This window comes from Rhizobium sp. 57MFTsu3.2, from assembly GCF_012932765.1.
GTDB lineage: Bacteria > Pseudomonadota > Alphaproteobacteria > Rhizobiales > Rhizobiaceae > Rhizobium > Rhizobium altiplani.
In genome coordinates this window covers 1-25,213 of sequence record NZ_JDWI01000003.1, presented here as the reverse complement: position 1 = coordinate 25,213, position 25,213 = coordinate 1, and the positions used below count along the sequence as shown (strand labels likewise).

The 25,213-nt window shown below is 60.6% G+C and carries 24 protein-coding genes and 1 pseudogene; 7 read left to right on the top strand and 18 right to left on the bottom strand.

The features are described from left to right. Positions 1-153: 153 nt before the first annotated feature. Entirely contained in the window at positions 154-1,266 is a 1,113-nt protein-coding gene (locus tag AF71_RS04250) for an acetate/propionate family kinase (protein WP_169680147.1), read from the top strand. Between the two features lie 10 nt (positions 1,267-1,276). Here the strand turns inward: AF71_RS04250 and AF71_RS04245 are convergent, their stop codons facing one another. Then, entirely contained in the window at positions 1,277-1,933 is a 657-nt protein-coding gene (locus AF71_RS04245) for a CBS domain-containing protein (protein WP_018854688.1), read from the bottom strand. Between the two features lie 217 nt (positions 1,934-2,150). Continuing rightward, positions 2,151-3,329: an amidohydrolase gene (locus AF71_RS04240; protein ID WP_018854687.1), complete on the bottom strand. Its 1,179-nt coding sequence runs from the start codon at positions 3,327-3,329 to the stop codon at positions 2,151-2,153. A 258-nt stretch (positions 3,330-3,587) separates the two neighbouring features. Between AF71_RS04240 and AF71_RS04235 the strand changes: the two genes are divergently transcribed. Further along, positions 3,588-4,373 (top strand): IclR family transcriptional regulator, encoded by a 786-nt coding sequence (locus AF71_RS04235; RefSeq protein ID WP_018854686.1) that lies wholly within the window; start codon positions 3,588-3,590, stop codon positions 4,371-4,373. A gap of 198 nt (positions 4,374-4,571) precedes the next feature. Further along, positions 4,572-4,931 carry a response regulator gene (locus AF71_RS04230; protein WP_018117053.1) on the top strand — a complete coding sequence of 120 codons (360 nt, stop codon included), beginning with the start codon at positions 4,572-4,574 and terminating at the stop codon, positions 4,929-4,931. Positions 4,932-5,010: 79 nt separating this feature from the next. Here the strand turns inward: AF71_RS04230 and AF71_RS04225 are convergent, their stop codons facing one another. The 11 genes from AF71_RS04225 to AF71_RS04175 all read right to left on the bottom strand — a co-directional run bounded on the left by AF71_RS04225 (position 5,011) and on the right by AF71_RS04175 (position 17,709). Beyond that, positions 5,011-6,675 carry a phosphoethanolamine--lipid A transferase gene (locus AF71_RS04225; RefSeq protein WP_018854684.1) on the bottom strand — a complete coding sequence of 555 codons (1,665 nt, stop codon included), beginning with the start codon at positions 6,673-6,675 and terminating at the stop codon, positions 5,011-5,013. A 147-nt stretch (positions 6,676-6,822) separates the two neighbouring features. Continuing rightward, positions 6,823-7,401 carry a dual specificity protein phosphatase family protein gene (locus tag AF71_RS04220; protein WP_018854683.1) on the bottom strand — a complete coding sequence of 193 codons (579 nt, stop codon included), beginning with the start codon at positions 7,399-7,401 and terminating at the stop codon, positions 6,823-6,825. Positions 7,402-7,495: 94 nt separating this feature from the next. After that, entirely contained in the window at positions 7,496-9,010 is a 1,515-nt protein-coding gene (gene glpK / locus AF71_RS04215; protein WP_018854682.1) for a glycerol kinase GlpK, read from the bottom strand. Positions 9,011-9,148: 138 nt separating this feature from the next. Then, on the bottom strand, positions 9,149-10,873 hold the full coding sequence (locus AF71_RS04210) for an ABC transporter substrate-binding protein (protein WP_026371448.1): 1,725 nt from the start codon (positions 10,871-10,873) through the stop codon (positions 9,149-9,151). A gap of 77 nt (positions 10,874-10,950) precedes the next feature. Next, positions 10,951-11,232 carry a DUF2160 domain-containing protein gene (locus tag AF71_RS04205; protein WP_018117058.1) on the bottom strand — a complete coding sequence of 94 codons (282 nt, stop codon included), beginning with the start codon at positions 11,230-11,232 and terminating at the stop codon, positions 10,951-10,953. 16 nt (positions 11,233-11,248) lie between these two features. Next, positions 11,249-12,076 carry a carbohydrate ABC transporter permease gene (locus tag AF71_RS04200; protein ID WP_018117059.1) on the bottom strand — a complete coding sequence of 276 codons (828 nt, stop codon included), beginning with the start codon at positions 12,074-12,076 and terminating at the stop codon, positions 11,249-11,251. A gap of 14 nt (positions 12,077-12,090) precedes the next feature. Continuing rightward, the gene (locus AF71_RS04195) at positions 12,091-12,957 is read right to left on the bottom strand and encodes a sugar ABC transporter permease (protein ID WP_018854680.1); all 867 of its coding nucleotides are present in this window, start codon (positions 12,955-12,957) and stop codon (positions 12,091-12,093) included. Positions 12,958-12,959: 2 nt separating this feature from the next. Then, entirely contained in the window at positions 12,960-14,030 is a 1,071-nt protein-coding gene (locus AF71_RS04190) for an ABC transporter ATP-binding protein (protein ID WP_018854679.1), read from the bottom strand. Between the two features lie 11 nt (positions 14,031-14,041). Further along, positions 14,042-15,118, bottom strand: coding sequence for an ABC transporter ATP-binding protein (locus AF71_RS04185; protein WP_018854678.1), 1,077 nt, complete (start codon positions 15,116-15,118; stop codon positions 14,042-14,044). A 41-nt stretch (positions 15,119-15,159) separates the two neighbouring features. After that, positions 15,160-16,677, bottom strand: a complete 1,518-nt coding sequence (gene glpD, locus AF71_RS04180) for a glycerol-3-phosphate dehydrogenase (protein WP_018854677.1) — start codon at positions 16,675-16,677, stop codon at positions 15,160-15,162. 213 nt (positions 16,678-16,890) lie between these two features. Beyond that, a complete protein-coding gene (locus AF71_RS04175) occupies positions 16,891-17,709 on the bottom strand; it encodes a helix-turn-helix transcriptional regulator (protein WP_018854676.1) in 819 nt (272 codons plus the stop codon). 108 nt (positions 17,710-17,817) lie between these two features. Here AF71_RS04175 and AF71_RS04170 point away from each other — a divergent pair, with 108 nt between their 5' ends. From AF71_RS04170 to AF71_RS04155, 4 genes are all read left to right on the top strand, one after another. After that, positions 17,818-19,029 carry an MFS transporter gene (locus AF71_RS04170; protein WP_018117065.1) on the top strand — a complete coding sequence of 404 codons (1,212 nt, stop codon included), beginning with the start codon at positions 17,818-17,820 and terminating at the stop codon, positions 19,027-19,029. A 532-nt stretch (positions 19,030-19,561) separates the two neighbouring features. Beyond that, positions 19,562-20,035 (top strand): nuclear transport factor 2 family protein, encoded by a 474-nt coding sequence (locus AF71_RS04165; protein WP_018854675.1) that lies wholly within the window; start codon positions 19,562-19,564, stop codon positions 20,033-20,035. Positions 20,036-20,038: 3 nt separating this feature from the next. Beyond that, positions 20,039-20,620 carry a TetR/AcrR family transcriptional regulator gene (locus tag AF71_RS04160; RefSeq protein WP_018854674.1) on the top strand — a complete coding sequence of 194 codons (582 nt, stop codon included), beginning with the start codon at positions 20,039-20,041 and terminating at the stop codon, positions 20,618-20,620. Positions 20,621-20,673: 53 nt separating this feature from the next. After that, positions 20,674-20,970 carry an AraC family transcriptional regulator gene (locus AF71_RS04155; protein ID WP_245267892.1) on the top strand — a complete coding sequence of 99 codons (297 nt, stop codon included), beginning with the start codon at positions 20,674-20,676 and terminating at the stop codon, positions 20,968-20,970. Between the two features lies 1 nt (position 20,971). Here the strand turns inward: AF71_RS04155 and AF71_RS04150 are convergent, their stop codons facing one another. The 5 genes and pseudogenes from AF71_RS04150 to AF71_RS04130 form a co-directional block, all read right to left on the bottom strand. Beyond that, positions 20,972-21,739, bottom strand: a complete 768-nt coding sequence (locus AF71_RS04150) for an SDR family oxidoreductase (protein ID WP_018854672.1) — start codon at positions 21,737-21,739, stop codon at positions 20,972-20,974. Between the two features lie 403 nt (positions 21,740-22,142). Further along, entirely contained in the window at positions 22,143-23,402 is a 1,260-nt protein-coding gene (locus tag AF71_RS04145; protein ID WP_169680145.1) for a glycerate kinase, read from the bottom strand. A gap of 78 nt (positions 23,403-23,480) precedes the next feature. Beyond that, positions 23,481-23,731: pseudogene (locus AF71_RS31480) on the bottom strand (GMC oxidoreductase); the annotation flags it as partial. A gap of 38 nt (positions 23,732-23,769) precedes the next feature. Next, positions 23,770-24,885 (bottom strand): ABC transporter ATP-binding protein, encoded by a 1,116-nt coding sequence (locus AF71_RS04135; protein ID WP_025660749.1) that lies wholly within the window; start codon positions 24,883-24,885, stop codon positions 23,770-23,772. Positions 24,886-24,889: 4 nt separating this feature from the next. Further along, positions 24,890-25,213: carbohydrate ABC transporter permease (locus AF71_RS04130; protein ID WP_169680144.1), on the bottom strand; the 324-nt coding region annotated here is incomplete at its 5' end.

Below are 25,213 nucleotides of genomic sequence, written 5' to 3'. Positions count from 1 at the left end.
CGAATCCTGAAACAGAAACAATTTGACACTTGCATCTTCTGCGGCCACCCTGCCGCAGCAGAGGGGTACTCAGTGCCGGCGCAGGGCAATTGCGACGCCCTGACACACCGTCTCGCTTTTGTACTCTCTTGATCGGCCTCGGAGCACAATTCGATGATCGACACGCTGCTTGTTCTCAACACCGGTTCATCGAGCCTGAAGTTTCAGATCTTCGCGGAACGGGACCTAAACGTGCTGATGAGCGGCAAGGTCACCGGTATTGGTGACACGCCTGAGATGCGTGCGAAGCTTCCCAATGGTGAGGAGACGCGAAGTACCCTGCCCGCGAGCACTGATCACAATCTAGCACTCCGCGCGGTGACCGAGCTCATAGGCGGGCACGATCACGGCTGGCGCACAACAGCCGTTGCCCATCGCGTCGTCCATGGTGGGCAGACCTTCCGAGAGCCCGTCATTGTCACGCCGGATGTGATGCGCCGGCTCGAGGCGCTGATCCCGTTAGCGCCGCTTCACCAACCCCACAATCTCGCCGGTATCACCGCTTCGGCGAGAATCGCGAGCGGAGCGCCCGATATTGCCTGCTTCGACACAGCCTTTCACGCAGGCCACGACGAGCTGACCAGCAGCTTCGCACTACCGCAGGAGATGCGCGACAAAGGCATGCGCCGCTATGGCTTCCATGGGCTTTCCTATGATTGGATTTCTCAGGTGCTGTCCAAGGACTATCCGGACCTCCATGCCGGCCGTGTCGTTGTTGGCCACCTCGGCAATGGCGCCAGCCTCTGTGCGTTGAAGAACGGCGTCAGCGTCGATACGACGATGAGCATGACCGCGCTCGACGGCATTCCTATGGGAACCCGCAGCGGCTCAATCGATCCGGGCGCCGTTCTCTACATGATCCACGACCTGGAGCTCGGCGTCGAAGCGGTCCAGGATATCCTCTATGAGTGTTCGGGCCTGAAAGGCTTGTCCGGCATCAGCAACGACGTCGAGGCATTGCTTCAAAGCGACGATCCCAAAGCCGCCTTTGCGCTCGAGTATTTTGCCCGCAAAACGGCTCAGCATATCGCGATGATGGCCGTCTCCCTAGGCGGCATCGATGCGCTTGTCTTTACGGGCGGGATTGGCGAGCACGCCGCCCCTGTCCGCGAGGCAATCCTGCGAAGGCTGCGCTTCCTGGGTGATTTCAAAACGCTAGTGATCCCGACCAACGAAGAACGACTGATGGCAACACAAGCGAAAAAGCTTCTCCGTACGGTAGCCTGAGGATCTCCGATCAGGCAACACCGAGCTTGTCGATGAAGCCGCTGACGCCCTTGAGGTTCTCTACCAGGACACGGATGGCGCGCCGCTCCAGTTCGCTCGATACGGTCCCTTCAAGCACCGCTCTGGAATCCTGAACCGATACCTTGATCGCATCGGTGTCGAGACCAAGGTCACCCTGCAGTCGCGCGCGGATGGCGCGGGCGAGAGCATCGTCACCACTTGCCGTTCTCTCGGCCGGCGCCGCAACGATTGCTTTGAGGAGATCGATACGGCTGACGATACCGAGAAGGCGCTTGTCGCTGACGACGGGCACCCGCTTGATCTTGTGCCGGAACATCGCCTCGGCGATCGCCGCAACCGGCGTATCCGGCGTCACGCTGATCACGCTTGCGGACATGACATCCGATACCCGCCAGCTGCGGCTTCGGATATAGTCGTCGAGGTCGACGAGCGACGTCTCATCCGGCTTGCCGGCCGATCTGCCGCCACCGAACTCGATGCGCCGGAGGAGGTCTCCTTCTGTCAGCAGGCCACAAACATTGCCATCGTTGTCGATAACAGGCAGGCCGCTGATATTCTTGGCAACCATCAGGTCTATTGCCTGATGGATGCTGCTATCGGCGCTGATCGTTGTGATGTCGGTGTTCATGATGTCTTGAGCAAACATGCTAATCCCATTGCACTCTGGAGGAAGTCAAATGGTTCCGACGTGACGCTGCGCGAACCGCGCATGCATCCGATGCTGAAAATATTGCGCAAATCCACTCCCAAGTCGATCAGGGATTGCGATCTAATTTGACCGGAGATGCGAAGGCACCGCGCCGACGGAACGGAAGCAGGGTCCTCGCCATCGGCCAATCACCGGCGGGAATGTCCGGCAGCTACTACAGGGGCCGCCGGAGGGTAGCTCGGCCGAGAATGTTCCTGATGGCGCGCATGAAGACCCGCGATCCGGTCGCGATCAGCTCATCGGGAAAATCGTAGTCGGGGTTGTGCAGTCGCGGATGATCTTCACCCGCCCCGAGAAAGAACATCGCTGCGGGCGCCACAGTCCGGAACAGACCGAAGTCTTCAGAAGCTTTCATTGGCAGCAGGCTACTGACATCGTCATGGCTGACGCCCTCGTCATCCAGGGCACGCCGCAGCTCCTTGACCGCTTCGGCGGAATTGTAGCACTGGCGGAACACGTCCTCGTAACTGATCTCCACCTGCAATTGCCCGGCCTTCGCCTGGGTCTGCACCAGTTCCTCGGCGCGGGAAACCAACGCGGCCATCGCTTCATCGGTCAGCGTCCGCAGGGTCGCCCAGATCTGCGCTTCGCCGGGACTGATCCCAAATGCCGGCTCCCCGAGCCGCGCATGTGTGACCGTAACCAGCGAGTAGTCCGGCCCCAGCGGCCCATTGTTGCCCAACGCCGTCAGATCACCGAGCAACCGCGCCAGCACGAAAGTCGGCGCAATGCCCTGCTCCGGATAAGAGGCGTGCGATGTCTTACCCTTTAGAATGATCTTCATTCCGCGCGATGCGCAATTGACCGGCCCCTCCTTGAGAAGGACGTGTCCGAGCCGGATACCCGGGAAGTTATGAAGCGAGAGCGATAGATCCTGCGTCAGCGTCGCAAACTTCGGATCGGCAAGCACGGCCGCTGCCCCTGCACCGTTCTCCTCGGCCGGCTGGAACATCAGGATAACCCGCCCCTTCGCAGGCCGCTCGTGCCCAAGACCCTTCGCGAGTGCCATCAGGATCGCCATGTGACCGTCATGGCCGCAAAGGTGGCCCTTGCCCGGCACCGTCGAACGGTGCGCGACATCGGAGATTTCCTCGATCGGCAGGCCATCCAGTTCCGCACGGATCATGATCGTCGGACCTGATGCCGCTCCTTCATAGACGGCCGCGAGGCCATGGCCGCCGATGCCGGCAACGATGCGATCTGGCCTCGTGCGGCCGAGTTCCTCTGTAACGCGGGATGCGGTTTCCGCCTCCTCACCCGAGACTTCCGGATTGCGATGAAGTTCCCGTCGAAACGCTTTGATTTCGCTTAGTTCTCCATCAGTCAAAAACATCACCAGAATCCTCGGAACACGAACAGCCTCACCTCAAGAGCGCGAGCCTAACCTGCCCGTTTTCCATAGTCGATGAAGAAGTTCACTACTAAGGTCCGCCACGCGCTGCGGATCGGCAGTTCGCGCCGGCAAGCACCTACCCATATATGAGGTTCCTTTTCATATACAGGCGACGCTACCGACCGAACCGAGCTGCACGCTGCGCTTTTCGGCAGCTACGCATTTGTATATGTAAGGTGGCATTCACAGGAGAAATTGATGGAAGCAGATGACGCTGATCGGTACCGCGCTCCGGCGCTGGACAAGGGGCTCGATATCCTCGAGCTTTTGGCCAGCGTCGAGGAAGGGCTGACCCAGGCGGAGATCGCCAAGCGTCTCGATCGTAGCCCCAACGAATTCTATCGCATGCTCGATCGCCTCGTCCGCCGCGGCTACGTGACGAAGCTGGAGGGTGACCGGTTTACACTGACACTCAAGCTATTCGGGCTGGCCCAGTTGCACGCGCCAACACGCCGGCTGGCGTCTTTCGCAATGCCATTGATGCGTGAACTAGCGCAGAAGACCAAACAGGCGAACCACCTGGTCGTCTTTGACCGCGGTTCGGCGGTGGTGATCGCGCAGCACGAGGCGCCGGATTACTGGGGTCTCTCGATCCGCATCGGGTCGCACATCAGTCTCTTCGACACCGGCTCCGGCCACGTGCTTCTTGCGTTCCGAAGCGATGAAGAGCGGCAGATGATGATCGCGGAACACGTGCGCAGCCGCGCGGAAGTGAATCTCGGACCGGAATTTTACGAGCGCCTCGCCCAGATCCGCGAACACGGTTACGAAATGATGGCGAGCGCCCAGACGGCAGGCGTCAATAACCTTTCCGCTCCTATCCTTGGGCCGGACGGACGCTGCATTGCGGCCCTCACCTGCCCCTATATCGCGCTGGTCAATGCCTCGGCAGCGCCCGATATCAGCCAGACGATCACCATGGTGATGAAGACCGCCAACGAGCTTTCGCTGCTCGCCGGTTCTGACGTCGGAATGCCGACATGACCTGGCAGCACGCCGACATATATTCTCACCTGCAGGCCAGTGCCGAGGAAGCCGGGATCACAACCGCGTTTAATGCCGATCCCCGCAAAGCCTTAAGGTCATTGTCAGCTAGCGATCTCATTAGTCCTGGCGACGGATAGACGCCGTCATGGCCATGGAGGATGCCGCTGGAAGGCAGGCATTCAAGGGAGATAGCGTGTGAACGTATTGCTGGTTGAGGACAACGTCCTTTTGGGAGACGCCGTGCGCGATCACATCGCGGCCGACGGTCATTCGGTCGATTGGTGCCTCAATCTCGCGGAAGCAACCCAAGCGGCCGAAACCGGCAAATACGGCGTCATCCTGCTCGACCTGCGCTTGCCCGATGGTAATGGCTTAACCCTATTGAAGGCGCTTAGACGACAAGCGAACTCCGTCCCCGTCATCATTCTGACGGCGCACGACCAGACTTCGGATCAGATCGAGGGCCTGCGAAGCGGCGCGGACGATTTCCTGGTGAAGCCCTTCGGGCTCTCCGAGCTTTCAGAGCGGATGAAAGCGGCAAACCACAAGCACTGAGAGCTGGATTGGCATCCCGAGGCAATCGATACAACGATAGAGCCTATTCCGGCTGTTGCGTTGCAGCAGCCTCGCTGTCTCATCGCTGAAGGCTTGCGAGTTTATCCGCCTGTCGGCGGCATCCGGCGAAAACATCCAGATTCGGATCGTAGGCCTTGGTCGCCACGTCCATGAGCCCGAGCACACTGTGGAAGAAGTTGTCGTGCGAACGGTCCCTGTCTGCCTGCTTAGCCATGCAACTCATATCGAAGCCGGCCCCCTTCGCGAGATCGTCACTGACCCACGCCAGGAACGGCACGTGTGTCTGCTGCGACGGCGCTACGATATAGGGCGCGCCATGCAGGTAGATTCCGTTTTCGCCAAGCGATTCACCGTGATCCGACACGTAGATCGCTGCACCGGCAACCTTGTCGGAATGCTGCTTGAGCTTATCGATGACCGTCGAGACAATGTGGTCCGTGTAGAGGATCGTATTGTCATAGGCGTTGGTAATCTCTTCGGCCGTGCAGCTGCCGAAATCATTCGCCTGGCAATCAGGAACGAAACGTCGGTATTCATCGGGATAACGAGCGAAGTAGGCTGGCCCATGGCTTCCGAGCTGGTGCAAGACCAGCACGCTGTCACCCTTTACGTGGTCGAGCCAATCGTCGACCTTGTCGAGAAGGATAGCGTCGAGGCACTCACCATCCTTGCAAAAACGTGGATCGGCCGACTCCGGCAAGAACGTGAACGGGACCCGGTCGGTGACATGATAGCTGCCGGTGTCATTATCCAGCCAGGATACGTCCACCTTGGCATGGCTCAGCACGTCGAGGAGGTTCTCGGTCGCAAGGCCCTTCCGGTGCGTATAGGCTGTTCGCGGATAGACCGAAAACATGCACGGGATAGAAATTGCCGTCGCTGTGCCGCAGCTGGTCGTTTTCGGAAAATAGACAACGTTCCGCTTTTCGAGCTCCGGATTGGTTTTCCGCGCATAACCGCCAAGCGAGAAGTCATCGGCACGCGCTGTCTCGCCCGCAACGATGATCGTTACGCGCGGCTTGTTAAGGCCGGCAGTGTTCACCCGATGCGCATCCGTACCGAGCGGCTCGGCGACGACATGCGCATCCTGCTCGGACGAAACCGCAAAGCGAATGGTGCTGGTGATCGGTACGAATGGGTTCAGCCGGTCGAGGATGTCTCTGTGGGCGCGCCCGACGCCCGCAAAGGCACGGTAGTCGCCGAATCCGACCACGACGAAGACAGCCAGGCAAGCCACGATCACGCCGGTATTATGAGCAAGTTTGGACAGCACCGGGCGATGCCGGATGCGTACCCAGAGGATGACGAGTGACGGAAGTATACCAGTGAGCATCAAATAAAGGGCAAAACGCGTCGTTATCAGATGCCCTGCCTCCGCGCCCGTCGACACCGCCGCGTTGCGGATCATTTCCTTGTCCACGACCACGCCGAACTGATCGGTAAACCAGGAGCCGGCGGCTGCCGCGAGAACGAAGAAGATCAAAAAAGGCTTGGTGACATATTTGGCGGAGAAGGCCGTGATGATTGCCATGCTCACAGCCGAAATGCCGACGACAAAGAGCACGAACGAGAGATGATCGGCCGCAAAATAGCTATAGGCCGTGCTCCAGAACGATCTGTTTGTCACAAGAAGCAGGTAGAGAGTCGTAGCAAGGCAAAGCGTCACGCTGCCGATTGCGGGCCGCCGCTCGATCAGGCGGACCTTGGTGGCATTATCTTCCAATTGGTCGTCTCCGCGTCCAGATTTTGGCGTCGACGGAACCAGGATCGAATCATCTGTAGTTGATGGCCGTCGAAGAATATTCGCCAGCCATGACCGGATTTTCTGACAGTCACCTGAATAACCTTGGCAAGCGCTGCGGCCGTTCGGCTACCCTTGGATCCCAAAATACCTTTCGAGGCCCTTCCAGCTCCTGTCCATCGCGTAGGTTCCCGACAGGTAAGGAATGGCAATATGGCCGTAGTAGACCGAGAGCTGACGCTCGGCGACGTCCTCATTGATACCGGCCACTTGTTGGCTGTAGAGGACCGACACGAGCCCTGTCCTATCGGCGCCAGATTGGCAGTGGAGAAGGATGGGCTTTGGTGCCGCTCTCATGATCGCCAGCAGCTGCTCGGCGCGCTCGGGCGACAAGACCTTGGACGGCGACATTTCGAAGTCGATATGCTGAACGCCGAGACCGCGTGCAGTTGCAATCTCGTCGGCATACCATTTCTTGCCAACGTGCATCCCGCGCAGGTTTATGACCGTCTCGATGCCATGACTACGCACGTAAGATGCCAACTGCTCAGGCGAGGGTTGCGCCGAACGGTAGAGCTGATCCGCGATGACGGCGTGAAAATTCCCGCTCGCTTGGAGATAAACAATATAGCCCCCGAACATCGCGCCAATCGTAACGGTGCCGATGAGGGATGCCTTCCACCACCGAAAATTCCACAGGCGTTTCATGCCAACCTCGTCGCAACTTTTGCAGCGAGCTAGCATTGCCGGTTTGGCCTGACAACCACCTGAAAACGGCGTCCTGATGGTGGCGTGACGACGGTCAGGCCAACTGATTGCTGAATTGCGCGCCCGACAAGGTGCGTGAGACCGCATTGCGCCAGCCAGCGATCTTCCTCTGTCGCTCTGCCTCCTCCATGGAGGGTTGGAACCGCCGGCTGCACGCCCATGCTTTTCCGAAACTCTCCTTGTCGGGCCAAACCCCTGCTCGCGAACCGGCGAGCCAGGCCGCGCCGAGCGCCGTCGTCTCGACGACAGCCGACCGATCCACCGGGTTTCCGACAACGTCGGCAAGACGCTGCATCGTCCAGTCGGAACTTGCCATGCCGCCATCGACACGCAGGACCGTCTCAATGTGATGGCCGCCCCAATCCTTCCGCATCGCGATGAGGAGATCGAGCGTCTGGTAGGCGACAGACTCGAGCACGGCGCGCGCCAATTCCGCCGGCCCGCTGTTCCTGGTCAAACCGAAGATCGCACCCCTCGCCTCCGGGTCCCAATAGGGAGCACCGAGGCCGGTAAAGGCCGGCACCACATAGACCTGCTGATTGGGATCGGCCCTCATCGCCAGCGTGCCGCTCTCCGATGCGTTTGAAATCAAGCCGAGGCCGTCGCGTAGCCATTGCACCGCCGCACCGGCGATGAAGATCGATCCTTCCAGCGCATAGGTGGTTTCGCCGCCGAGCCGATAGGCGATCGTCGTGATCATCCGGTTGCTGGATGTTACGCAATCCCGCCCCGTATTCAGCAAGGCAAAGCAGCCCGTCCCATAGGTCGATTTCATCATGCCCGCTTCGAAGCAGGCACTACCGATAGTTGCTGCCTGTTGGTCGCCCGCAACACCGAGGATCGGTATCGGCGCACCGAAGATATCCGGATCAGTGACGCCGAAATCGTCCGCGCAGTCCTTGACCTCCGGAAGCATGGATGCCGGGATCCTGAGCAGGCCGAGAAGCTCCTCGTCCCACCTGCCCTCGGTAATGTTGAAAAGCAGCGTTCGCGACGCGTTGGTGGCATCAGTCGCATGAACGCGTCCGCCAGTCAGATTGAAGATCAGCCAGCTGTCGACCGTGCCGAAACAGACCTCGCCTGCCTCGGCGCGCTCCCGCAATCCGTCGACGTTGTCGAGCAGCCAGCGCAGCTTGGTCCCGGAGAAATAAGGATCGAGCAGCAGACCCGTCTTCGCGCTGAACAGTTTCTCATATCCATCCGCCTTGAGACTATCGCAGACTTCAGCCGTCCGCCTGTCCTGCCAGACGATCGCATTGTTAAGCGCCCTGCCCGACTTGCGTTCCCAGACGACCGTTGTCTCGCGCTGGTTGGTGATGCCAATCGCGGCGATATCGGTGAGTGGAATGTTGGCATTCGCCAGCGCTTGCCGCGCCGTGCTAACCACGCTCGTCCAGATCTCATTCGGATCATGCTCGACCCAGCCTGGCTGCGGATAGGATTGTTTGATCTCCTCCTGTGCTGACGAGATCATCTTCATCCCGGCGTCGAAGACGATCGCACGCGAGGACGTCGTGCCCTGGTCGATCGCGAGAATATGGCCGCTCATTGTCTTCTCCGGCGCAATAGCTCACCTCGCCGGCGCGAACGCGCCAGCGGAAGCGATAGGTCATTCATAGGAGGGTGTAATGCCGACGTTATGCGGTCGGCGGTTGGCCGGGGCACACACCCCGGCCAACCTTGCTGATCAGTTCGACTGCCAGCTCTTGACCAGTTCGTCGTAGTTGACGGTAACCGGCTTTTCCTTCTCGTTCTCGATCTTCAGCTGCGGCGCGAGGTTGCCCTTGGCGACCGCATCCTTGTTCCAGAACTCGAGATCATGCTCTTCGGCGAGCTTCGGACCGATATCGCCCTGCACTCCGGCGCGTTCCAGTCGCTGCATCACCTTTTCCTGTTCGGAGCAAAGCGAGTCCATCGCTTCCTGCGCGGTCTTCGCACCGGACGACGCATCGCCGACCGCCTGCCACCAAAGCTGAGCGAGCTTCGGATAGTCAGGAACGTTCGTACCGGTCGGCGACCACTGGACGCGGGCGGGCGAGCGGTAGAACTCGACCAGACCGCCAAGCTTCGGAGCGCGCTCCGTGAAGCTCTTGTCGCGAATGGTGGACTCGCGGATGAAGGTCAGACCGACGTGGCTCTTCTTCACGTCGACCGTCTTCGAGGTCACGAACTGCGCATAGAGCCAAGCGGCCTTGGCGCGATCGTCAGGCGTCGACTTCATCAGCGTCCAGGAACCGACGTCCTGGTAGCCGAGCTTCATGCCGTCCTTCCAGTAGACGCCGTGCGGGCTTGGCGCCATGCGCCACTTCGGCGTACCGTCCTCGTTGACGACTGGCAGACCGGGCTTGACGGCATCGGCCGTGAAGGCGGTGTACCAGAAGATCTGCTGGGCGACTTCGCCCTGCGCCGGCACAGGACCGGATTCGGAGAAGTTCATGCCCTGCGCTGCCGGCGGTGCATAGGCCTTCAACCAATCCAGATACTTCTGGATCGAGTAGACGGCAGCCGGGCCGTTCGTATCGCCGCCACGCGCAACGCACGAACCAACCGGACGCGAGTTCTCGTCGACCTTGATGCCCCACTCGTCGACCGGAAGGCCGTTCGGAAGGCCCTTGTCGCCGTTGCCGGCCATCGATAGCCAGGCATCGGTGAAGCGCCATCCGAGTGATGGGTCCTTCTTGCCGTAGTCCATGTGGCCGAAGACCTTCTTGCCGTTGATCTCACGGCCGGTGAAGAATTCGGCGATGTCCTCGTAGGCAGACCAGTTGACCGGAACGCCGAGATCGTAACCATACTTCGCCTTGAAGTCCGCCTTGTTCTTCTCGTCGTTGAACCAGTCGTAGCGGAACCAGTAGAGGTTCGCGAACTGCTGGTCGGGAAGCTGGTAAAGCTTCTTGTCCGGTGCAGTCGTGAACTTGGTGCCGACGAAGTCGTTGATATCGAGGCCCGGGTTGGTGACATCCTTGCCTTCGTTCGCCATCCAGTCGGTCAGCGAGCGGGCCTGCTGGTAGCGCCAATGCGTACCGATGAGGTCCGAGTCATTGACATAGGCGTCATAGATGTTTTCGCCCGACTGCATCTGCGTCTGCAGCTTTTCGACAACGTCGCCTTCGCCGATGAGATCGTGCGTGATCTTGATACCGGTGATCGCGGTGAAGGCCGGCGCCAGAACCTTCGATTCATATTCGTGCGTCGTCAGGGTTTCGGAAACGACCTTGATGTCCATGCCGGCGAAAGGCTTCGCCGCATCCATGAACCACTGCATTTCCTTTTCCTGGTCCGCGCGGGAAAGCGTCGAAAGATCGCCGATTTCCTTGTCCAGGAAAGTTTTCGCTTCATTCATGCCGGCATAGGCGGCGCCCGCCATGGTCAGCAACATGCCTGCTGTTGTCGCTAGTAAATGCCTTCGCATAATATCCTCCCAGGGTTGCGATTGCAGTCTTCACGTTCAGGCGGCCAGTACCCCCGGCCATCTGTATTTCCCTGCCGTCACACGTAGCGGAAGACACCGATGGCGTAGACTACGGAGAGGGCAAGAGCCCACCACAGGTTGGGTCCGACAAGACCCAGCCATGCGAGATGTATGTATGCTGCGCCAAGCAGCGACACGAAGAGCCGATCCCCTCGCGTGGTTTCGAACCTGAGGATTCCGACGCGCGGCGAGCCGCCAGGCACGAAATACTCCCAGATGCTCATGCCAACGAGCAGCATAAAAATCGCCAGGAAAAACAATGCAGTCGGCAGCGTCCACGCCATCCAGGAAAAGTTCATGAGTGGTCCTCCCTTGTCAGACGCGGCCGAGCGCGAAGCCCTTGGCGATGTAATTGCGTACGAAGTAGATGACGAGCGCGCCGGGGATGATGGTCAGCACACCGGCAGCCGCCAGCACACCCCAATCCATCCCTGCAGCGGAGACGGTGCGCGTCATGATCGCCGAAATCGGCTTTGCGGCAGTCGTCGTCAGCGTGCGGGCCAGCAGCAGTTCCACCCACGAGAACATGAAGCAGAAGAAGGCGGCGACACCGATCCCTGACGCGATCAGCGGCATGAAGATCCTCACGAAGAACCGCGGGAAAGAATAGCCGTCGATATAGGCCGTTTCGTCGATCTCCTTCGGCACGCCGGACATGAAGCCTTCCAGGATCCAGACTGCCAGCGGCACGTTGAACAGGCAGTGGGCGAGCGCCACGGCGATGTGCGTATCGATCAGCCCGAAAGCCGAATAGAGCTGGAAGAACGGCAGCGCGAAGACGGCCGGCGGTGCCATGCGGTTCGTCAGCAGCCAGAAGAACAGATGCTTGTCGCCCAGGAACCGGTAGCGCGAGAAGGCATAGGCCGCAGGCAGCGCCGCCAGCACCGAGATCACTGTATTCATGACCACGTAGATGATCGAGTTGATGTAGCCGTTGTACCAGGAGGGATCGGTGAAGATCACCATGTAGTTCCCGAGCGTCGGGTTCTGCGGCCACAGCGAGAAGGCGCCGGTGATCTCGGCATTCTCCTTGAAGCTCATGTTCATCAGCCAGTAGATCGGCAGCAGCAGAAAGATGATGTAGACCGTCGAAACGACCCAGGAGAAGTTGCCCGCAGGCTTGTATTTCATTGTTTGAGCCATGGTCCTCTCCTTTCTCAGGCGTTCGCGTCGCTGCTGGTCATGACGGTGTAGAAGACCCATGACAGAAGCAGGATGATAAGGAAGTAGATGATCGACATTGCCGCTGCCGGACCGAGGTCAAACTGGCCAACGGCCATCTTCACAAGGTCAATCGACAGGAAGGTGGTCGAGTTGCCGGGACCGCCGCCGGTGACGACGAAAGGTTCGGTGTAGATCATGAAGCTGTCCATGAAACGCAGCAGGACGGCGATGAGTAGCACGCGCTTCATCTTCGGCAGCTGGATGTAGCGGAAGACGGACCAGCGCGACGCGCCGTCGATCTTCGCTGCCTGAAAATACGCATCCGGGATCGAAACGAGGCCGGCATAGCAGAGCAGCACCACAAGGCTCGTCCAGTGCCAGACGTCCATCAGGATGATGGTGATCCACGCATCGAGGGGGTCGCGGACATAGTTGTAGTCAAACCCCATTGCCTCAAGCGTATGACCAAGCAGGCCGATGTCGACACGCCCGAAAACCTGCCAGATGGTGCCGACCACGTTCCACGGAATGAGCAGCGGCAGCGCCATCAGCACGAGGCAGATCGGTACGCCGATCCCCTTCTTCGGCATGTTGAGGGCAATGAAGATGCCAAGCGGGATCTGCAGCGCCAGAACGATCAGCGAGAAGACGAGATTGCGCTGCAACGCCGCCCAGAAGCGGTCGGAATGAAGCGTCTGCACGAACCAGTCAGTCCCCGCCCAGAAGAACTCGTTGTTCCCGAACGTATCTTGGACCGAGTAGTTCACAACGGTCATCAGCGGAATGACGGCCGAGAAGGCGACCAGCACAAGGACCGGCAGAACCAGAAACCAGGCTTTGTTGTTCCAGGTCTTTTCCATGCTCAGCCCTCCCTGCCGACGCGCCAGGAATTGGCGTAAATATTGATGGCAGCCGGATCGAAGGTCACCCGCGCATCAGCCGGGATTTCGGAGTCCTCCGTCACGACGATGGCGATCGGCTGGCCGGCAAAGGTGGCGCGCACGATCTTCTGCCGTCCAATGTCCTCGACCCTGTTGACGGTGACCGGCATTCCTTCGCGGCCGATATTGACGAACTCCGGGCGTATGCCGAGCTCGGTCTTGGCGCCGGCAGCCGCTTGCGGCGCGTAGTCCAATGACAGCGTCTCGCTGCCGATACGCACCGCGTTGCCCTGCAGTTGCACCGGCAGGACGTTCATGCCCGGCGACCCGATGAAGTAACCGACGAAGGTATGGCTCGGCCGCTCGAAAAGCTCTGCCGGCGTGCCGATCTGGACGATTTGTCCTTCGTACATGACGACAACCTTGTCGGCGAAGGTCAGCGCTTCCGTCTGGTCGTGCGTCACATAGACCATGGTGAAGCCGAACTGCTTGTGCAGGCGCTTCAACTGCGAACGCAGTACCCACTTCATGTGCGGGTCGATCACGGTCAAAGGCTCGTCGAACAGGATCGCGTTGACGTCGTTGCGCACCAGTCCGCGGCCGAGCGAGATCTTCTGCTTCTGGTCGGCCGTCAGGCCCTGTGCCTTGCGCTTGGCCATACCGCCGAGATCGATCATCTCGAGAATGTCGCGAACGCGCCGATCGACTTCCGGCTCGGGGACCCTGCGATTGCGCAGCGGGAAAGCCAGGTTGTCGTAGACAGTCATGGTGTCGTAGATGACCGGGAACTGGAACACCTGCGCAATGTTTCGCGCCTGCGTGGAAAGGTTCGTCACATCCAGGCCATCGAAGAGGATACGGCCGTGCGACGGCTGCAGCAGGCCGGAAATGATGTTGAGTAGCGTCGTCTTTCCGCAGCCGGATGGTCCGAGAAGCGCGTAGGCGCCGCCGTCCCGCCATTCGTGATCGACTTCACGAAGCGCATAGTCTGCGTCGGACTTCGGGTTCGGTCCGTAGGCGTGGCGGATGTGGTCGAGCGTGATGCGTGCCATGTCCTTCTCCCTTACGCCTTTGCGCCAGTTGCGATTGCCCGGCCATCGGTGCCGAACGCCATGACGTGACGGGTGTCGAGGTAGATGTCGACCTCGGTATCCGGATCGATGTTGTGAATGCCGTGGGCAAGCATGACCCAACGGACACCGTCGAAATCCATATGCACAAAGCTTTCGGAGCCTGTGATCTCGGAAACCTGCGTGCGTGCCTGCAGTTTTGCTGCCGTCTGAGTCTGCGGCGAAAGAGCGAGGTGGTGCGGATGGAAGGCGATCGTGACCGGACCATCGGCCATGTCGTCCAAATGCGCGGGCACCGGCAGGATATCAGCTCCTTGCCTCTGGAACGAACCGCCGGCCTTTATCACATCCATGAAATTGAGCGGCGGATCGGCAAAGGTCTTTGCAGTTACGAGGTCGAGCGGATTTCGGTAGACGGCGATCGTCGGTCCGAACTGCGTCACGTGGCCTTCCGAAAGGGTGGCCGTGCTGCCGCCGAGCAGAAGCGCTTCGGAAGGCTCCGTTGTGGCGTAGACGAAGATGGCGCCGGACTGCGCAAAGATCCGCGGCAGTTCGGCACGCAGTTCCTCGCGCAGCTTGTAGTCGAGGTTCGCGAGCGGCTCGTCCATCAGCACAAGGCTGGCATTCTTCACAAGGGCACGCGCAAGCGCCGTGCGCTGCTGCTGGCCGCCGGAGAGATTGAGCGGCGTGCGATCCAGATAGGGCGTAAGGCGCAAGAGTTCGGCGGCCTTGCGCACCTCACGATCGATCGTCGCGGTGTCCTTGCCTGAAATCCGCATTGGCGAGGCGATGTTTTCGTAAACCGTCAGGGCCGGATAGTTGATGAACTGCTGGTAGACCATCGCGACGTTGCGCTTCTGCACCGGCATGCCGGTCACGTCTACGCCGTCGAAATGGACGGAACCGCTCGTCGGTCGATCGAGCCCGGCCATCAGTCGCATCAGCGATGTCTTGCCGGACAGCGTCGGCCCCAGCAGCACATTCAATGTGCCTTTTTCAAATGCAAGATTGGTTGCGTGGATGTGATACTCCCCGCCCACCATCTTTGCAGCGTTCCGCAATTCAAGCATTCCGGTTCCCGTGCCTCCTCAACAGCGGGGACATTACCGCTTCAACCAGCCATCTGCGCCGGTCGCGCGGCCATGTACTCCTCCAATAGCGCAGCCTGTTCCTTGGTCAGGCGCAGGCCGACTTTCGTTCTTCGCCAAAGCACATCCTCTGCGCGTCTGGCCCATTCGTGATCGATGAGATAGCGAACCTCTGCCTCGAAGAGATCGCCTCCGAAACAGTGTCCCAGGTCCTCCGCGCTGGCGGCCCGCCCGAGCAGGACCGACGCCTTGGTGCCGTAGCGGCGCACCAGTTGGCGCGCATGCCGGTCCGCCAGGAACGGATAACCGCCCTTCAGCTTAGCAACCTCCGCCTCGTAGCCGGTCGCGGCGAAATCCCCGCCCGGCAGATGGCTCTTCGCTGTCCAGGACGCGCCTTTGGCGCCGATCGCCTCGGCGATCCTTTCCAGTGCGTGTTCGGATAGGCGCCGATAGGTCGTGAGCTTGCCGCCGAAGACATTGAGCAGCGGTGCGCTTTCACCCTCGCCTTCGATCTTCAGCACGTAGTCGCGGGTCGCCTCCTGCGCCTTGGAAGCGCCGTCGTCAAACAGAGGCCGCACAGCCGAATAGGTCCAGACGATGTCTTCCGGCCGTACCGGCTCCTTGAAATACTCGCTCGCCGCGTTGCAGAGATAGATCGTCTCTTCCTCGGATATCTTCACATCCTTCGGATCGGCCGAGTAGTCGCGGTCGGTGGTACCGATCAGCGTGAAGTCCTGCTCGTACGGGATCGCGAAGATGATGCGGTTGTCCGGGTTCTGGAAGAAATAGGCCCGCGGATCGTCGAACTTCTTCTTTACGACGATGTGGCTGCCCTGCACGAGCCGCACGTGGCGGGCCTCGTTCTGCCCGAAGGCCGTGCGAATGACCTGATCGACCCATGGCCCGGCAGCATTCACCAGCATCCGCGCCTGAAAACTGTTGCCCTGCCCGCTGACGGTGTCGACCGTCTCGATCGACCACAATCCGTTCTCGCGCCGCGCCGAAACGACTCTCGTTCTCGGCATGATCAGCGCGCCGCGGTCGGCCGCGTCCCGCGCATTGAGCACTACCATACGCGCATCGTCGACCCAACCATCCGAATACTCGAACGCCTTCGTGAAGAGTGCCTTCAATGGCTTGGAGGCCGGGTCGCGGCGCATGTCGAGAACCGCGGTCGGCGGCAACAACTTTCGTCCGCCGAGGTGATCGTAGAGAAACAGCCCGAGACGGATCAGCCATGCCGGGCGGATGCCACCCTTGTGATAGGGCAGCACGAAGCGCATCGGCCAGATGATGTGCGGCGCCATCGCCCAGAGCACTTCGCGCTCCATCAGAGATTCGCGCACCAGACGAAACTCGTAGTGCTCGAGATAGCGCAAGCCGCCATGGATGAGCTTGGTCGCGCCGGAAGACGTGCCCGAAGCGAAATCGTTCATTTCCGCAAGCGCGACCGAATAGCCCCGCCCGATCGCATCCCGCGCGATCCCGCAGCCATTGATGCCGCCGCCGATAATGAAAAGATCGTGAATCTGACGGCTCACGTTCCCCCTCCGAGCCAGAATATGCCGCAACGCAACATGCTCACGCATTTGCGAAAGTCAGAGCAATTAAAGCGAAGATTATTCGAATGTCAAACGAATGTTTTTCGAATTCTCAAAACTCACAGATTTGCCGTGAACGTAAACGTCAAATCGAGGACGCAGCGCGTCATCGCCCGGTCCTGCGAGACGGCGGATCCATGCTTGGGCAGAGGCTCAATATTGTTCGGGTGCCCTGAAATACGCGCGGGGAGCGGCTCCCATCGTCCGCCTGAACATCGTGGTGAAGGCGGCGACGCTGTCGTAGCCAAGGTCGAGGGCAACGGCTGTAACCGCCTCCCCGGCTGCGAGGCGGGGCAAGGCGGTGAACACCGCCGCCTGCTGCCGCCAGGTTGAGAGACTGATACCCGTTTCCTTGCGAAAGAACCGAGTAAAGGCGCGCCGGCTCATGGCAAGCCGCTCCGCCCAATCGTCGATGACCAGCCTTGCACTCGGACTTTCCATGAAGCCGCGGCAGAGCGTCGCCAGGCGCGTATCTGAGGGGAACGGCAATCCCAACGGCCGGTCGGGAAGCCGCAAGACCTCCTCGAGCAGCAGCGCCATGATGAGATCCCGTCTGCCGCTCTTGGCCTCGGGCGGCGCAACAGCCTCGGTGATCAACGCTCTGGCAAGATCAGTCAGCGCCACGACGCGGATGGCCGTCGGTGGATCGGCCAAGGCCTGGGGCGAGACATAGGCCGAAAGCATCGCAACATCGCCGAGCATGTCGACGGTGTGGACAAGTCCTGCCGGTATCCACAACGCATGCTGCGGCGGCACCATCCAGCGCCCCAGTATCGACGACACCATAAGCACGCCGGACCGAGCATAGACGAACTGTGCACGGCTGTGACTATGGGGTTCCACATGGTAGCCGGCCGGATATTCCGAGGGGATGGCATAGACCGGCTCTGAGGCTGCCTCGATGGCAGCAAGACGCTCCACATGGAGCTTGGCCAACTCACTCGTCGCCAGGCTTTGCTTGGATTTCACCATTTTTGGCCCACTTGCGAAATAGCAAGACCAAAACACGAAAGCGGGACGACCACAAGTCGGTTATTCCAAAGCCTCGTAGGACGGAGCAGAATCGTGACAGACAGCGCAATGACGGCAGAGAGGCACTCTGCGGAACAGACGGTTTTCGGCATTATCATGGCGGTAAGCTTCTGCCATCTTCTCAACGATACCATGCAGTCGCTGATCCCCGCGCTCTATCCGATGATCAAGGACGGCTACGGCCTCGACTTCACGCAGATCGGCTTCCTCGGCCTCGTGTTCCAGGTCACCGCGTCGCTCCTGCAGCCGCTGATCGGCATTTACACCGACAAACGCCCGTTGCCTTACTCATTGTCTGTCGGCATGGGCTTCACGCTGATCGGCCTGGTGCTGCTCGCATATGCGCACGCCTATTGGGTCTTGCTCATCGGCGCGGGTGTCGTCGGCCTCGGCTCCGCCGTGTTCCATCCAGAATCCTCGCGCGTTGCCCGGCTGGCATCAGGCGGACGCCATGGCCTTGCCCAGTCACTGTTCCAGGTTGGCGGCAACTTCGGCTCGGCGATAGGTCCGCTCCTGGCCGCCTTCATCGTACTACCGCGGGGCCAGCATAGCGTTGCATGGTTCTCGCTCGCAGCTCTGACCGGCATGATCGTCCTGTGGCGCGTCGGCGTCTGGTACGCCGATCACCGCAAGAATAACGCCGGTCGCAAGGCGGCGGCACCCGCGGTCCATCTCCCACGCAACAAGGTCATTGCGGCGATCGGTGTCCTGGCACTGCTAGTGTTCTCGAAATACGTCTACATGACGAGCCTTTCGAGCTACTACACTTTCTATATGATCGAACGCTTCGGAGTGTCGGTGCAGCACGCGCAGATTCTGCTGTTCGTATTCCTCGGCGCCGTGGCCATCGGCACCGTCGCCGGCGGCCCTGTCGTCGACTGGTTCGGCACCAAGTTCGTCATTTGGTTCTCGATCCTCGGCGCCCTGCCCTTCACCCTTGCTCTGCCTTATGCCGACTACAACTGGACGGTCTTCCTGACCTTCCTGATCGGCATCATCCTGGCCTCCGCCTTCTCGGCCATCGTCGTCTTTGCGCAGGAGCTGGTTCCGGGTCGTGTCGGCATGATTGCCGGCCTGTTCTTCGGCTTTGCCTTCGGTATCGGCGGCATTGGCGCAGCAGGCCTCGGCATGGTGGCCGACCACATGGGCATCGAGTTCGTCTACAAAATCTGCTCGTATTTACCGCTGCTCGGCCTGTTGACCATCTTCCTGCCGGACATCGGCAAGGGCCGCCGCCACACCACGAAAGCGGGCAAGTAAGCGAACACCCGCAGGATTACCAATCGGCATAGGGGGCGATCGATGTGATCGCACCCCTGCCACACCACCCGGCATGCGGGTCCGCACCGGGNGGTTCGAGAGATTGAGGTTAGACGAGCCTGGGCATTCCAAGTTGGTCAGCCCATCTAATGGTGAGGGTGGCGTTAAGGAGCTTGCCGCTGTTGCGCCACCAGCGACCGGCATTTGCTGCCACTTGCTGGCCACCCCAGGTTACGGTGGGACTTCCACCCACAAGAATGCGCCCATGCTGGGCGCACAACGACAAGGGCCGAGATCACCATCTCGGCCCTTTTCAGCCTTCGGCAGCTGGCGTGTACCTAAACCCTTTCGCACTCAGTCTGCAGTGGTTGGCACTTGCTGGACTGCGTGCTTTCCAATCCGAAAACTTTCGATTCGCACGGCAAAAAGATGCAGTGGCTGGCGATTGCGTTGACTCTGCGCACCATCGATTGTACCGATTGACATACTGTTTACCGATCGGTACAGAAACGAGCACTAGGAGATCGAAACCATGCCTGAACACCGCCCACCACTCCCTCCCTTCACCCGCGAAACCGCGGCTGCCAAAGTCCGAGCCGCAGAGGATGGATGGAACAGTTGCGATCCCGACAGGGTGTCACTCGCCTATACCGTTGACAGTTACTGGCGCAATCGCGCGGAATTTGTCCAAGGGCGGGAAAAGATCGTCGAGTTCCTGACCAGGAAATGGCGCAAGGAACTCGAGTATCGGCTGATCAAGGAACTGTGGGCCCACGACGGCGACCGCATCGCGGTTCGCTTCGCCTACGAATACCGCGACGACTCCGGGAACTGGTATCGGGCATACGGCAACGAGAACTGGGAGTTCGACGCGAGCGGCCTGATGCACCACCGCTATGCTTGCATCAACGATATGCCCATCAAGGAATCCGAACGCAAGTTTTTCTGGGATCGGTCCGGCCCCAGGCCTGCTGACCACCCAAGCCTTTCTGAATTGGGACTGTAACACATGCCAAAGATCGTCGCCGAGCGCTCCGACGCAATCCCATCCCTGGCCGAAGTCTTTCGGGAGTATGGCTTCGAGGGCGCAAGTCTTTCAACCATCACGGAAAAAACAGGACTCGGAAAGGGAAGCCTCTATCACTTCTTTCCCGGCGGAAAGGAAGAGATGGCCATAGCCGTGCTCGGCGAGATCGACGAATGGTTCGTGACACAGGTTTTCGAACCGTTACGGAACGGGGATGATCCGCGCTCCGCTATCTCCGACATGTTTCGCTCTGTTTCCCGGTATTTTCGCTCCGGCAGCCGAGTGTGCCTCGTTGGTGCGTTCGCACTCGATAATGTCCGCAACCGGTTCAGCGCTCAGGTCAGGGACTACTTCGCCGAATGGCATAGCGCGCTTGCCTCAGCTCTCACGCGAGCCGGATGCCTCGAGTCGGATGCCGCCGCGCTGGCCGAGGAGACCGTCGTTGCCGTTCAGGGAGCCCTCGTGGTCGCCAGAGCACTCGACGAGCCTGAGGTTTTCGAACGGACCCTTCAGCGGGTCCAGTCCCGACTTTTTGCCGCGACCAGTGGAGAGAAGCAGAGATGAAGAAGCACCGGAATAATTCCGTCATCCTCGCACCCTGGCGGGTTAAGCGCGCCGTGGATTTCATCGAACTCAACCTGGCGACCTCGCTTCGGCTCGCGGACATAGCGCACGCGGCGGGGCTCAGTCCAATGCACTTCGCAGCAGGGTTCCGGTCGGCGACGGGCTTCAGTCCACGCGTCTATCTGCAGGAACGTCGGATAAAGCGCGCGAAAGCGAAGCTGATCAGCGATGGCCTGAGCATCGATGAAATCGCGATCGACGTCGGATTTCGATCGCGGACCCATTTCATCACAGTGTTCCGACGCCAAACGGGGCATCCTCCGGCACGCTGGCGGCGTTGCAGCGTTTAATTTAGATAGCGGTGAAGCCGTTGTCGACGAAGAGATGCGCGCCATTGACGAACATCGACTCGTCGCTAGCGAGATAGAGCGCGGCGCGTGCCACGTCCTCGGGTTCGCCGATCCGTCCCTGCTGGGCGGCAATAGCCGCGTCCGACACATCGACGCCGAATGCCTGCAATTCGCTGACCTCGCGCAATCCGTGCGGCGTGCGGATGAAGCCGGGGCAGACGGCGTTGCAGCGGATGTTGCGATCCCTGAATTCGACCCCGATCGCACGAGCAAACATATGCACAGCGCCCTTCGTCGTGTCGTAGAGCACTTCCATCGGCGTTGCGGCCACGGCCGAGATTGATGACGTGCAGACGATGGAACCACCGCCCGCGGCGATCATCCCCGGCAGGACCGCCCGCGTCATCAGGAACATCGATCGCACGTTGACCGCGTGCAGCCACTCCCACTCCTCGAGCGTGGTCTCCAGGAACGGCTTGATGACGATAGTGCCGGCGTGATTGAAGAGCACGGTGACGGCGCCGAACCTATCCTCCACACCCCTGACGGCCGCGACGACGGCGGCCTCCTCCGACACGTCGGCGACCCAGTAGTCGGCGACATGACCGGCGGAACAAATCTCCTCCGCCGTTTGCCGTGCTGCCGCTTCATTCCGGTCAATGATCGCTACCCTAGCGCCCTCGGCAGCGAAGAGGCGCGAGGCCGCTCCGCCCATGCCCGTCGCGCCGCCTGAAATAATTGCAATCTTCCCCTTCAGCCGGTCGACCATGACCCCAATCCCCTTGCTCCCGTTGTTCGCCGTCACTCACTCGTCGTCGAGTGGGCGTCTGCCGATGCAGTGTTGAAGAGAGTCCCGGTCAATGTCCAGACGCACCTGCGTCGCCCGGTAACCTTACCAAATAACCAACAAAACAGCTTTCGGTTGTCTCAACACGCAACACCGGGCATGTGTGTTTCCAGCGGCTCACCATCAGCCGCGGTCCGGAAGGGGTCCGGATCGATAGAGCCCGCCCCCGAGGGGCCTGGGGCGGGCTTCCCAACTCTTACAAAGACATACGTGTCTGTGACAACCTACTAGGCGGGCTTGCGCCTTACTGATTTGGCGCCGCCGACACTCCACGCAGGACGTCGGCAGCTTGGCACACGCTAAAGCTGCTCGGCCTTGTGGCGCGCTATTCTACAAGAAATGCGCGGAAATCATTCACGTTGGTACCTGTCGGTCCCGGAACGAACAGATCGCCCGCGAGGTTGAAGGCCGACCACGAATCATGGCCCGCCAGGAACGCGCGCGCATCGCCGCCGGCGCTCCTGATCCGCGCCACCGTCCCGCCGTCACAGAAGGCGCCAGCATTGTCTTCGGAGCCGTCGATACCGTCGGTATCAGCGGCCATCGCTACAACGCCATCGACTCCTTGTAGATCGATCGCCGCCGAGAGGAGAAGCTCGGAATTTCGCCCGCCCTTGCCATATGTTCCGGTTCCGATGCTGACCGTAGTCTCCCCGCCCGAAAGCAGCACGAGAGGCTTTGGAGCCGGCGGTCTCGTCAAAAACTCCCGAGCAAGCGCCGCATGCATCCGGCCGATATCCTTCGCCTCCCCTTCGATCGAATCCGAAAGGATGAGGGGTTGCACGCAGAGAGATCTTGCCCGATCGGCAGCCGCCTCCAGGGACACCCGCGCCGAGGCGATCACATGCACTTCGTTGTTGGCGAAGACGCGGTCACCGGCACTTGGCGCTCTGGTATTGCGGATACAATCGATCACGCGCGCCGGGAGATCGATCCGGTAGTCCCGGATCACTCGTAGCGCCTCCTCCGCATCGCTGCTGTCGGGAACCGTCGGCCCCGACGCAACGAAGGCCGGATTGTCGCCCGGAACATCGGAGACGACGAGGCTGACGACCTTTGCCGGATGGGCAAGTGCGGCAAGCCGTCCCCCCTTGATGCGGGAGAAATGCTTCCGCACCACATTCATCCCGGAGATCGGCGCGCCCGACGCCAGCAGCGATTCGTTCAACGCGCTCTCGTCGGTGAGGGTGAAACCGGTCGGCGGGGCCGGCAGCAAGGCCGAGCCGCCGCCGGATATCAGTGCGATCACCAGATCATCACACGTCAGCCCATGCAGATGGTTCATCAGCGCCTCGGCGGCGATAAGACCGGCTCTGTCTGGGACCGGATGAGCCGCCTGGAGAATCTTCGTCGATCGGCACTCTGCGATTGGCCCATGCCTGGCAACAACGAGACCTTCGAAGGGATGAGACCAAGCGCGTTCGAAAGCGGCCGCCATCTGGCTTGCGGCCTTCCCTGCCCCAACAACGATTGTCCTGCCTTTCGGCGGATCAGGAAGATGGCGAACCAGGGCCTCGTAAGGATCGGCGGCCTTGACGGCTTGGTGAAACAGGGTTTGCAGGAAAGCTCGTGGATCGGAAATCAAACCCTACTCCATTTTCAAAGTTCGCAGTCCGAACACCTGCCTGGTCTGGCGGGCGATTGCCCTGCCCTCTGGCGCGTTTCATTTGCGCTCGTGAGCGAGGATCGCGGCAGGCAACGGCGGAAGTCTCCGGATAAGGTCGGAGCCTCGTTCGCCAACCATGATGGTCGGTGCGTTGTTGTACGATGGAATTCGCGGCATGACCAACGAATCACGCACGCGAAGCCTCTAGACCATGGACCCTGGAATCGAGACCGACAACAGCTTCCGGTCCGATCCCTTCTCACGCGTACCGACGGATGCTGGTCTGTCTTGGCACTCGCGCAGCCCCACATCCGAGCTGTTCATGTTTGGAATCCTGGCTCCTGGTTTAAGCGATTCGGGTTTGGCTTTGCGGATCGAAGAACACGGCCTTGTCGAGGTTGAAGGCGAGGCGGGCGTGCTGGCCGGCCTGGATGCGGGCGTCGGCCCTGAGCCGCGCCACGACCTCCTTGCCGCCGAGCTTGGTGACCGCGAAGGTGTCGGATCCGGCCGGTTCCACCACCTCGATCAGGCAGTCGCTTTCGGCCAGCGCCTTGGCGTTGCGGTCCGCACCGTCAGGATCGGTCAGCGCCTCGGGGCGGATGCCGAAGACGATCTCGCGGCCGGTATGCGCTTCGAGCGCGCCGTTGCCCGCCGTGACAGGCAGCCGGATCGGCTCGCCCTGCGGACGCGAAAGCGACACGGTCAGGCCGGACGCCCCCTTCTCGATCGTCCCCGCGAGGAGGTTCATCGCCGGCGAGCCCATGAAGTCGGCGACGAACATGTTGGCCGGGTTGTTGTAGATCTCGGCCGGCGTGCCGAACTGCTGCACCTCGCCGTCGCGCATGACGGCGATCTTGGTGGCCAGCGTCATCGCCTCGATCTGGTCGTGGGTCACATAGACGATCGTCGTGCCGGTCGCCTGGTGCAGCCGCTTGATCTCGATGCGCATGTCGACGCGCAGCTTGGCGTCGAGGTTGGAGAGCGGTTCGTCGAACAGGAACAGCTTCGGGTCGCGCACCAGGGCGCGGCCCATGGCGACGCGCTGGCGCTGGCCGCCCGACAGCTGGCTCGGCTTGCGATTGAGCAGGTGGCCGATCTGCAGCACCTTGGCGACCTTGTCGATCGCCTTGTTGCGCTCCTCGACCGGCACGCCGCGCATCTCCATGCCGAAGGCGATGTTTCCGGCCACCGTCATGTTCGGGTAGAGCGCGTAGCTCTGGAACACCATGGCGATGTCGCGCTTCGACGGATGCAGGTCGGCAATGCTGCGGCCATCGACGCGAATGTCGCCCTCGGTGATCGATTCCAGGCCGGCAATGGTGTTGAGCAAGGTCGACTTGCCGCAGCCGGACGGGCCGACGAGCACGAGGAAGCCGCCCTTTTCCAGGTCAAGGTTGATGCCCTTGAGGATCTCCAGCGAGCCGAAGCGCTTCTTGAGACCTGAGATTTCGAGGAAAGCCATTGGATTATCCTTTGACAGCGCCCGCCATCAGGCCACGCACGAAGTAGCGGCCGGCGAGAATGTAGACGAGGAGGGTCGGAAGCGCTGCGATCATCGCCGCCGCCATGTTGACGTTGTATTCGACGACACCGGTGGAGGTGTTGACNACGTTGTTCAGCGCCACCGTCATCGGCATGGAATCGCCCGTGCCGGCATAGGCCGAGGCAAACAGGAAGTCGTTCCAGATGTTGGTGAACTGGTAGATGACGGTGACGACGATGATCGGCAGCGAGTTCGGCAGCATGATGCGGCGGAAGATCTGGAAGAAGCTGGCACCGTCGACCTGCGC

Bases quoted from the DNA above. Each gene is read 5' to 3' on its own strand.
- AF71_RS04160 (WP_018854674.1), top strand. From the start codon at position 20,039: ATGCCAAAGATCGTCGCCGAGCGCTCCGACGCAATCCCATCCCTGGCC.
- AF71_RS04205 (WP_018117058.1), bottom strand. From the start codon at position 11,232: ATGAACTTTTCCTGGATGGCGTGGACGCTGCCGACTGCATTGTTTTTC.
- AF71_RS04235 (WP_018854686.1), top strand. From the start codon at position 3,588: ATGGAAGCAGATGACGCTGATCGGTACCGCGCTCCGGCGCTGGACAAG.
- glpK (WP_018854682.1), bottom strand. From the start codon at position 9,010: ATGAGCGGCCATATTCTCGCGATCGACCAGGGCACGACGTCCTCGCGT.
- AF71_RS04245 (WP_018854688.1), bottom strand. From the start codon at position 1,933: ATGTTTGCTCAAGACATCATGAACACCGACATCACAACGATCAGCGCC.
- AF71_RS04190 (WP_018854679.1), bottom strand. From the start codon at position 14,030: ATGGCACGCATCACGCTCGACCACATCCGCCACGCCTACGGACCGAAC.
- AF71_RS04195 (WP_018854680.1), bottom strand. From the start codon at position 12,957: ATGGAAAAGACCTGGAACAACAAAGCCTGGTTTCTGGTTCTGCCGGTC.
- AF71_RS04150 (WP_018854672.1), bottom strand. From the start codon at position 21,739: ATGGTCGACCGGCTGAAGGGGAAGATTGCAATTATTTCAGGCGGCGCG.
- AF71_RS04170 (WP_018117065.1), top strand. From the start codon at position 17,818: ATGACGGCAGAGAGGCACTCTGCGGAACAGACGGTTTTCGGCATTATC.
- AF71_RS04240 (WP_018854687.1), bottom strand. From the start codon at position 3,329: ATGTTTTTGACTGATGGAGAACTAAGCGAAATCAAAGCGTTTCGACGG.
- AF71_RS04175 (WP_018854676.1), bottom strand. From the start codon at position 17,709: ATGGTGAAATCCAAGCAAAGCCTGGCGACGAGTGAGTTGGCCAAGCTC.
- AF71_RS04200 (WP_018117059.1), bottom strand. From the start codon at position 12,076: ATGGCTCAAACAATGAAATACAAGCCTGCGGGCAACTTCTCCTGGGTC.
- AF71_RS04185 (WP_018854678.1), bottom strand. From the start codon at position 15,118: ATGCTTGAATTGCGGAACGCTGCAAAGATGGTGGGCGGGGAGTATCAC.
- AF71_RS04220 (WP_018854683.1), bottom strand. From the start codon at position 7,401: ATGAAACGCCTGTGGAATTTTCGGTGGTGGAAGGCATCCCTCATCGGC.
- AF71_RS04135 (WP_025660749.1), bottom strand. From the start codon at position 24,885: ATGGCTTTCCTCGAAATCTCAGGTCTCAAGAAGCGCTTCGGCTCGCTG.
- AF71_RS04165 (WP_018854675.1), top strand. From the start codon at position 19,562: ATGCCTGAACACCGCCCACCACTCCCTCCCTTCACCCGCGAAACCGCG.
- AF71_RS04250 (WP_169680147.1), top strand. From the start codon at position 154: ATGATCGACACGCTGCTTGTTCTCAACACCGGTTCATCGAGCCTGAAG.
- AF71_RS04210 (WP_026371448.1), bottom strand. From the start codon at position 10,873: ATGCGAAGGCATTTACTAGCGACAACAGCAGGCATGTTGCTGACCATG.